Annotated in this window: 3 protein-coding genes; all 3 read left to right on the top strand. The window is 40.1% G+C overall.

Annotated features, from left to right (window positions below; translation table 11 throughout):
* Positions 1-176: 176 nt before the first annotated feature.
* Positions 177-2,243: a methyl-accepting chemotaxis protein gene (locus K6D58_RS07180; RefSeq protein ID WP_296829068.1), complete on the top strand. Its 2,067-nt coding sequence runs from the start codon at positions 177-179 to the stop codon at positions 2,241-2,243.
* Positions 2,244-2,467: 224 nt separating this feature from the next.
* Positions 2,468-3,973: an OmpA family protein gene (locus K6D58_RS07175; protein WP_296829066.1), complete on the top strand. Its 1,506-nt coding sequence runs from the start codon at positions 2,468-2,470 to the stop codon at positions 3,971-3,973.
* Positions 3,974-3,988: 15 nt separating this feature from the next.
* The coding region (locus tag K6D58_RS07170; protein ID WP_296829064.1) for a cadherin-like beta sandwich domain-containing protein at positions 3,989-9,429 on the top strand (5,441 nt) is incomplete at its 3' end.

Genomic DNA, 9,429 nt, shown 5'->3' with positions numbered 1-9,429 from the left:
TACCGATAAAATAATAAAAGAAAACATAGAGAAGGGTGTGATTAAACCCTGATTAAATCCCGGTTAAACGTAAATCATTTTTTTCTGATAAAAAACTCCTTAATCTGAAATTTTTTACATAGTTTTTATATATCGTTCTTGATATTTTGGAATTTTATGTTACTTTTTAAAGTATTATGACATTATCTAAACGTTCAATACTTATGCTGGGGCTTCCTACCGCAGTATTTTTTCTTATAACAACAACCCTTGTAGCTCGTTCAGTGCGCACAAATGTAACGGAACAGACATATGATTTTATGGAACAGCAGGTTTCAAATTCTGTTCTTGAGATAGAAAACGTTCTTCAGGCTCCTATGAAGATGACTGAGGCTATGGGCTTTATGTTTAAGGACGGTTATTACGAAAGTGATAAGACGACTAATGACGTATTTGTTCATATGTCTTTAGCTTATCCCCAGTTTTCAGGTTTTTATGGTTGCCGTGCAGATAATACCATGTTTAAGGGACCTAATGTTTCCATTCCGGATGGGTATGTTCCTACAAGCCGGGGATGGTATAAGGGAGCTGTAGAAAAGAGGGATCAGCTTTACTATTCTGATGTTTATGTTGATGCCTTTACAGATGAACTGGTAGTTACTTTTTCTCAGGCTGTATACAAAAATGCAACTTTAGATGGTGTTATTTCCTTTGATTACCCCCTTAATGACATTGCCAAGCTTCTTGAAGACAATAAAAAGAACGATACTTCCAAGGTCTTCATTATTTCACAGGACGGTTTTTTCTTTGTTCATGAAAAGTTTTCTCCGGAAGACAGTATCCTCTCTGTAAATAATGGTGCTTACAGGGAAGTGGGTCAAAAGCTTCTTGCTGCCGGAAATAATTTTGTAAATGCAAGTGTAGACGGAAAGGATTATGTATTTAAGGTAGCTCAGATTCCTCTTACAGGCTGGTACTATGTTCTTGGTGAAGAGCAGGCCGAGGTTGAATCTTTCCCAAGACAAATGGCAAAAATGCTTGCAAGTTCACTTTTTGTGCTTTTTGTTATCATTCTTACCCTTACAATTATCCTTATGAGGTCAATTACCAAGCCTATAGCAAAGACAGCTGATGCCCTTGGAGAAATTGCCAGCGGTAAAGCTAATCTTGCCAAGCGTCTTGATGTCCGTGCTCATGGAGAAATTCATCAGATTGTGGATAACTTTAATGCCTTTATGCAGAACCTTCAGGGAATTGTTTCCGTAATGAAAAATTCCAAGAATTCCCTTCTTTCTGCAGGAACAGACCTTAAGTGTGGTACTGAAGAAACAGCAAATGCCATTAATCTTATTAGTGCCAACCTGGAAAAACTTCAGAAAACCGTAGAAAGACAGGACGGCAGTGTAGACCAGTCAGCAAGTTCAGTTAATCAGATTCTTGGAAATATAAAGGACCTGGAAGATCTTGTAGGTTCTCAGGCTAAGTTTGTACAGAATGCTTCCAGTGCCGTAGAAGAGATGATTGGTAACATTGGAGAAGTAAACCGTTCCGTAGATAAGATGGCAGCTTCCTTTGAAAATCTTGCTCATGATGCAGAAACAGGTGCCCGTACTCAGAATGAACTTCAGCGTCAGATTACAGAAATCGAGAATCAGTCTAAGCTTTTAAGTGATGCAAATACTGTAATTGCAAATATTGCAGAACAGACAAACCTTCTTGCCATGAATGCAGCAATTGAAGCCGCCCATGCAGGTGAATCCGGAAAGGGTTTTGCCGTAGTTGCAGACGAAATCCGTAAGCTTTCAGAAACTTCTACTGCCCAGTCTAAGACAATTGGTGAACAGCTTAGAAATATTCAGGAAACCATTAATACTGTTGTTGAATCAACCCAGCAGGGAGTTAAGAGTTACGAAAACCTTGCAGAAGAGGTTAAGGATACAGACGGAATCGTTCAGCAGATTAAGGCAGCCATGCTTGAGCAGAAAGAAGGTTCCGTTCTTATTACCCAGGCCCTCCGGGATATGAATGACAGTACTTACCAGGTACAGCAGGCTTCTAAAGAAATGAACGAGGGTAGCCGTACTATTATGGATGCAATGCAGATACTTCAGGACGAAACCGGTAATATTAAAACCGGAATGACCGAGATGAATTCCAGTGCCGGAAAAATCAACGAAACCGGAAGGTCTTTGTCTGGTATTTCCAATATAATGGAAGATTCTATTAAAGAAATTGGTACTCAGGTAGACCAGTTTGAAGTTTAATCCCTGCTAAAATAATCTGTGTATGAGTGGTGCAGTTGAGTCAGACTGCACCATTTTTTTTGTTTACTGTTTAATTGCGTCAAACTTAATTATTTTCAATACAATCTCATTAACTGCGAAATTTTCAAATATTTTCCACTATTTACAACAATATTTTAATTGACTTCAAATCCTGACTTTTATAGAATCCGCTTATCTTATTATAAACTGGTAAGAAGTTAAAAATGAAAAAAGTTATTTTATTTACTCTTAGTGCCTTAATGGCAGTAAACGTTTATTCGGAACCGGATAATGGAAAATTCCTTCCGGAAAGTGAAGTAATTCAGCCAAACCATGTTTTTATAGAAGCAGGCGGCGGGTTGAATTTCCCTCTTGAGTTTTTTAATCAGGGCGTTATTCCTATGACAAGTTATGGCAGCAGTTTCTTTGCTGGTGCCGGCTATAACTGGCAGGGATGGCTTATGAGTCTTACTTATACCCATGATATGTGGGGTGAAGGTAAAACAGAAAGAGCCCTTATGGAAAATTTTAAGACAAATATTGTTGAATTCAGGCTCAGAAAGATTATTTCAAAGAAAGCCTGGTCCTGGATGCCTGGCTGGCTGGAGATAATTCCAGGTGCAGGTGCAGGTGTTAACTTTATAACCACAGATTATTACCGTTCGGAACAGGCTAAAAGGGACGGAAATATGTCCAGCGTTAAGCTTGGTCAGTCCGGAGCCAATTGTTTCTTCTATAGAGTGTCTCTTGAAAATGCCATTTATTTAGGCACAGACATGTTTATTCCATTTATAGGTGTTGATTACAACGCATTTTATGATACAAGCATTGGTGGTGGATTTGCCGGATATGCACGTTTATATGGAGGAATCAGAATGTACCCGCTTGGAGTTGTTAATGATGTACAGAGAATGGTACAGAATCGTCAGGAAAAGAAACGTCTTGCTTACGAAGAAATGATTGCTTCATGGCCGGATCCATTTGCCCTTATTACAGTTGAACCGGAAAAAGACTTTACTCCTGATGGAGACGGAATTGCAGATGTTGCAAAGCTTAATCTTCAGACAGATTACCTTGAATATGCTCCGGAAAGCTGGAAGGTAGAAATCCTTGACCCACAGAACAACGGCTTTAAGAGCTGGACAGGTACAGGAAGACTTCCGGAAAAACTTACCTGGGACGGAAAATCAGATGCAGGTGAACTTGTATTCTCAAGAAACACTTATACTGCAAGACTTACTGTAATTCCTTCAGAAAAAGACAGGGAACGTACAGGTCAGGAAGTGCTTGTTTCTACAGATGTAATTACCACCGGTATCCTTATGGAAGAAATCATTCCTAACAAAAAGTGGAAGATTATCGTTAACACAATCTATTTTGACGCTGATAAGGCTACCTTTAATAAGATTTCAGAAGAACAGCGTAAAGAAAACGTAGAAACTCTGGACAGCATTGCCCGCCAGATTAAGGAACACGGAAATGTTCTTGTAACTGTAGAAGGTTATGCAAACAATGTCTCAAATACAGAAAGGGAAAACGTAAACGAACTTATTCCTTTGTCAAAACTCAGGGCAGAAACTATTGTAGGACTTCTTGTAGAAAGAGGTCTGGACAGAAGCAACCTGACCTTTGACGGAAAAGGTGGTGCTAATCCTATTGCTAAGTGGGAAGACCGCAAGAACTGGTGGAAAAACCGCCGCGTAGAGTTCATCGTAACAAAAAAGGAATAGTAAGAGGCAAAGAATATGCGTTTTAATAGAAAACATTTAGCAGGGGCAGTTTTTGCTGCCACATTCAGCGTATTTTTTATGGGTTGTTCCAGTCTTTTTGAAAATCTTTATAACGAAGACGGAACAGAAAAAACAGGAGACGATTCCCTTAGAACTGCAAGTACCAACGAGGATATTTCCAGCGGTCTTGTTGTAATTAAGAATACTGACCTTACACATAACCAGATTACTTACAGTCAGGACCAGGACCTTTATTTTGTAGGACAGGTTCCTGATTCTTACTCTGATTATGATGTTACTTATGATAACGGAACAAATGTAAGCCTTTTAGGTAAGGATGACCCTGTTGAATTCAGGTGCTTTACAAATGATTCCCATGCTACAGTAAGCTGGTCTGCCGTACAGACCTGGAAGTATGTTCCTGAGACAGAAAGCTGTACTTCTACAGATTCAGACGGAAATGAAGTTACTTACAGCGGAATTAAGGGCCAGTATTCCCTTAAACTTGATGAAGGCCAGAGCGTAAGTCTTGCTAAGGTAAGCTCTTCTGACGGAAGCATTGTTCAGGCAGACCTTCCTTATGGTGTTACAGTTGTTACATGTAAAATTACAGCTGATGATGCAAACTATTCTTCTGAATATAAAATCGTACTTACAAAAGAATATGTAATTACCCTTGCAGATTCCAGTGACCAGAGCAATGTTACTGACCACGGTATTGTTGTTATTAAGGCAACAGATCCTTCCCGCAATGCAATTAATTACAGCAGCACAGTTTATGAATACGAAATCGGTGATTCTACCGGTGCTGATACCAGCCTTGACCTTACAGGCCGTGATGACCCTGTAGTATTTAAGTGCTATCTTCTTGATGACAATGCAGAGCTTACATGGGAAGCCCGCCAGACTAAAAAATACAGCCCGGTATGGGATGATGATCAGAGTGGTGTAACAGCCCAGACTCTTGAAGAGTTAGAAAGCCCTCTTGCCTTTGACTTTATCGAAGCTGATGAAACATATTCCGGAAGCGGACTTTACATGCAGTACACAGAAGATGGAAAGCAGATTGTAAAGGCAGACCTTCCTTATGGTGTTACAGAAGTTTATGCAACAATTACTGCATACAACACTGACGAAGATGGAAATCTTTCAGAAAACATTTCCCAGTACAAGATTACCCTTACAAAGCGTTACGTAATTACAACAGCTACTTCTGATTCAGAAGGAACAGACAGCGGACTTGTTGTTCTTGCCAACGGAAAAGAGGGCAACCTTATTGATTACAATGCTTCAACCCTTAATTACACAGTAAAAACCCTTAACGGCGGCAATGACCCTGTAAAAATTAAATTCTATCCTGAAGAACCTGACTTTACTGATACCAGCTGGACTGCAGTACAGACTCAGACTTACAAGGCTGACACTACAGAAGTTACAAATTCTTCTGGTGTGACATATACAATTCAGCAGGCAGGTTCCTATGTTGACCTTGAAGAAGAAGTTGACCTTATTTCTGCCGGAACTCTTGAAGTAAGTCAGGCTGATGACGGTTCATACAGTTTTGTTACAGGAAACCTTCCTTATGGAACAAGTGTAATTACTGTAAAATCTGCTTCTCAGGACGAAAATTCTTCTACTTCTTATACAGTTACAATTTATAAAAAGCGTATTTCTACAAACATAAACATTGTTTCTTCTGATAACCAGGACCTTTCTACAGTTACAGACAATGGTCTTGTTGTTCTTAGTGCTGATGATGATTATTCCCTTAACCACATTAACTACAGCTCTTCTACAAGTGATTATGCCCTTGATGTAACAGCTGCAGATAACGGTGAAGATGGTATGAAATTCCGCTGCTACCTTGCAGATACAGATGCAAGCCTTGCCTGGTCAGTAATTCAGACTGCTGAATTTACTCCTGTTACTACAACAGAAACTTTAACTGATGACATGACAGGGGAGACTTACACCCAGACAAGTATTACAGGTCAGACAGAAACTGAGTGCGCAGAAGAACTTACCTTTACTTCTACAAGTGACGGTGACAATAACGAAATTACTGCAATGATTCCTTACGGAATTACAAAAGTTGCAGCTACAATTACATCAGCTGATGATGAAACCCGCCAGTATATTATTACACTTACCAGGGATATTTATGATTCGTCATCATCTTCTTCTACAGGAAGCTATTCACTTCTTTCTGAACTTAACGTTACTATCGTAAACAGCGATGATAGTGAAGAATCTGCTGCCGTTCTGTCACCTTCTTTTGATCCTTCTGTAACAACTTATACCCTTACAGTTGACGAAACAGCAGATGAACTGTCTATAGAAGCAATTGCTGCTGCAACAGGTGCAGATATTTCTGATGCTAAGGCAGTTACAAAATATGGTACAGTTCCGGGTACAGACGGGCTTACTGTATCCCTTGCTGGTGGCAAAACCCGCATTTCATTTACGGTTACAGATGAAAGTGGTATCAGCAGAACTTATTACATTTATGTAGAAAAGCCGGAAGATGGAGATACAACTCTTGAATCCCTGGATTTTAGTCCTGAAAGCGGCTATTCAAATGGTGTAAAGGGCTTTACTTTTGATTCTTCTTATGCCGGAGAAGATTACGATGCAGCTTCAAAATATGCCATGACTTTAAGTGCAGATGACAGAGTTGATGTAACTTCAGTTGAATTTACAGCTGTTCCGACTAACAAACGTACGGTAGCTTATTACGGTGTGTCAGATTCAGAAAGCCAGCTCCCTGACTCATGGAGCACAGCATTTACAAAGACAAGCCAGGCTTCTTCTTCCCTCAGTCAGACAGTTTCTATTGAAGATGAAGATGCAGAAACAATAAATCGTGTTCTCTGGATTAAAACTGTAAGTGATGAATACTATCACTATACTTCATCAGGTTACGAAAGCACAAAGAGAGCTGATACAACTTATCATAAGGTTCTTCTTTCTAAGGCAGGTGATGCAAATACCCGTCTTACAGCCCTTGTAGTTGTTGCAACCTACGAAAACAAGGATTCAGGCGGAAGTTATAAGACCAGTACAATCCTTACTCAGACTTCTTCTTCTACAGTAGGATATAAAACTTCAGCAAAGACTGTTAACGTAACTACTTTTGCAGACCGTCTGGACTTTTACTTAAGGCCGCTTGATAAGGATGCAGAAGTTTCTTACAAGGCCCTTAATACTTCATATTCCAACGGAGAAGAAAATACTTCATTTACTGGATATGCTTCTTCAGCAGTAAGCTTGAGCAAGTTAAGCGGAGAATGTTCTTATCTTAATGATGGTTCAGATGCTTATTACACCTTTACTATTGGAGAAGTTGCCGAAGGAACAGCTACAAGTGCAGACCTTCCAAACGGAACTACTACAGTAACAATCGGTTCAACAGTATATACGTTTGTAAAACCTGATCTTTCTACAGTATCTTACAGCGTAAAAACTGCAGGTGCTAATGGAGAAGGCGTATACAGTCCGTGGGAACACTATATTTATCTTCCTAATTCAGTTTCTTCTATCGTAATGAACCTTACTGCAAAACAGCAGAACGAGACCATCAGTGTAGATTCTTGTACACAGACAGCTGATGCCAACGGTACAGCAGTATCTTCTGCCCAGAATGCAGGCTGGTCACTTCATCATTACGACGTAACAGAAGGTGAGAACATTGTAAAATGGCTTCTTAACGTAGGAAATGCTTCTGAAACAGTTGATGATTATAATTGTACTCAGACCGGCAATACTCTTGCTACAGAAATTCCTGAAGGAACAACAACCCTTAAGTTTACCGTAACAAACACAGGTGCTTCCGGTACTTCTTCTCAGGAATATATTTACTATATTATCCGTGCAGCAGACAGCGAATCCCGTCTTAATTCCCTTTCATTTGACGGAACAAGTCCTTCTGCCTTTGCAAGTGACTGGGCTGACGGCATGACTTCTGACAGCTATTACTATCTTGCAAGCTCAAGTGCCTATGCAGTTGATGCAGGGGACCTTACAGTTGCAGCCCAGGCTGTTTCTTCAGGAGCAAATGTAAAGATTACAATGCGTCACTCAGACCAGACTGATGTAAGTGCAGATGCTTCTTCTGTAAGTGCAGCTGAATGGGATACAGAAACAACTCTGGCAGAAGGAACATATTCAGTTTCTGAAAGCCACACTATGAGCAGTGATGATGCAGGAACCCTCTTGTTTACAGTTTATGTTGAATCAGGAGACGGAAGTTCATCACGCACATATTATCTTATTGTACACGTAGAAGCTGATAAGACAGCCCAGCTTGATTCCCTCAAGATTATTCAGAAGGGATCAGATGCTTCAGACAGTAATGACCGTACAATTCTGGGCAATTCATTCAGCCCTGACACATATTCATACTCTGACCTTAGTGCAAGCCTTAATTATGTAGGTGACATTACTATTACTCCTGTTAAGTATTCAAAGGCCAGCATTACTTCTTCCGGCCTTACACTTAATGGAAGCGATGCAGTTTCTGCAGGATATGCAAGTCTTTCTGACTATGTATATACAATTCCATATGAGTCTTACATAGCAAATATGGGAAGTACATTTGCAGTAACTTATACAGTTCAGGCTCAGGACAGCAGTGTTGACCCTGTAACTTACACAGTAAGCTTTGACATTCCTGAATACACAAGCGTAACAGAAACAAAAACAGTTTCTGCCAGCTCTGAATATTCTTATGATGTTCCATCCGGATATAAAAAGGGTCTTGGCTACCGCTTTGGTTCAGTAATTGCAGATGAAAGTTCAGTTCTTCTGGGAAAATTCGGTGGAATTGATGTTGTGGGAACAGATAACCTTACTTCTTCAAGCCCTGTATGGTACGAAAGTTCATTTGCGGCTTCTGGTATTCAGTTTGTAGTTAATGTAGACGGTACTGATTATGGTGTAGCTCTTGGAAGTGACGGTAAATCTACTACATTCTATAAGTTTGACCTTTCTTCAAAGACTGTAAGTGAATGTACAGGTTCGGATATTCCGGATGTAAGCCTTGAAGTTGTACCTTCTTTTGTATACGAAGGGGATACTCCTTATCTGCAGCTTGTCCTTAACCTTACAAACGGCAGTGGAAGCACAGTTAAGCTTGGTGCTGCAATTGATACTCTTGTAGGAAGTCTGGACGAATCCACTGTTGCTTCAAATGACAGTGTAGAAGTGGCAGAAACAAACAACGGCTTTACTATGAACGGTTCAGCCTATGCCTTCTCTGTAATCCTTAAGAATGCTTATGGTGTTACAGACGTAGATACCCTCTGGTACGGTGATTACGACGGCGGAGATTTCTACGAAAATATCTTTGATTCTACAGCAGTAAGCAGTCTTTCTTCCGGAACAGACAGTGCTGCATGCTTCAGCTGGACATTGGGCAGTGATTCTTCTTATACAAAGACAATCCGCCTTACAATGGG

Source organism: Treponema sp., assembly GCF_024696245.1.
Lineage (GTDB): Bacteria > Spirochaetota > Spirochaetia > Treponematales > Treponemataceae > Treponema_D.
Note: the sequence above shows the minus strand (reverse complement) of the source record. Positions and strands in the feature narration are given on the sequence as shown.

Excerpts from the sequence above, each read along its gene's own strand:
- K6D58_RS07180 (WP_296829068.1), top strand. The coding sequence starts at position 177 with ATGACATTATCTAAACGTTCAATACTTATGCTGGGGCTTCCTACCGCA.
- K6D58_RS07175 (WP_296829066.1), top strand. The coding sequence starts at position 2,468 with ATGAAAAAAGTTATTTTATTTACTCTTAGTGCCTTAATGGCAGTAAAC.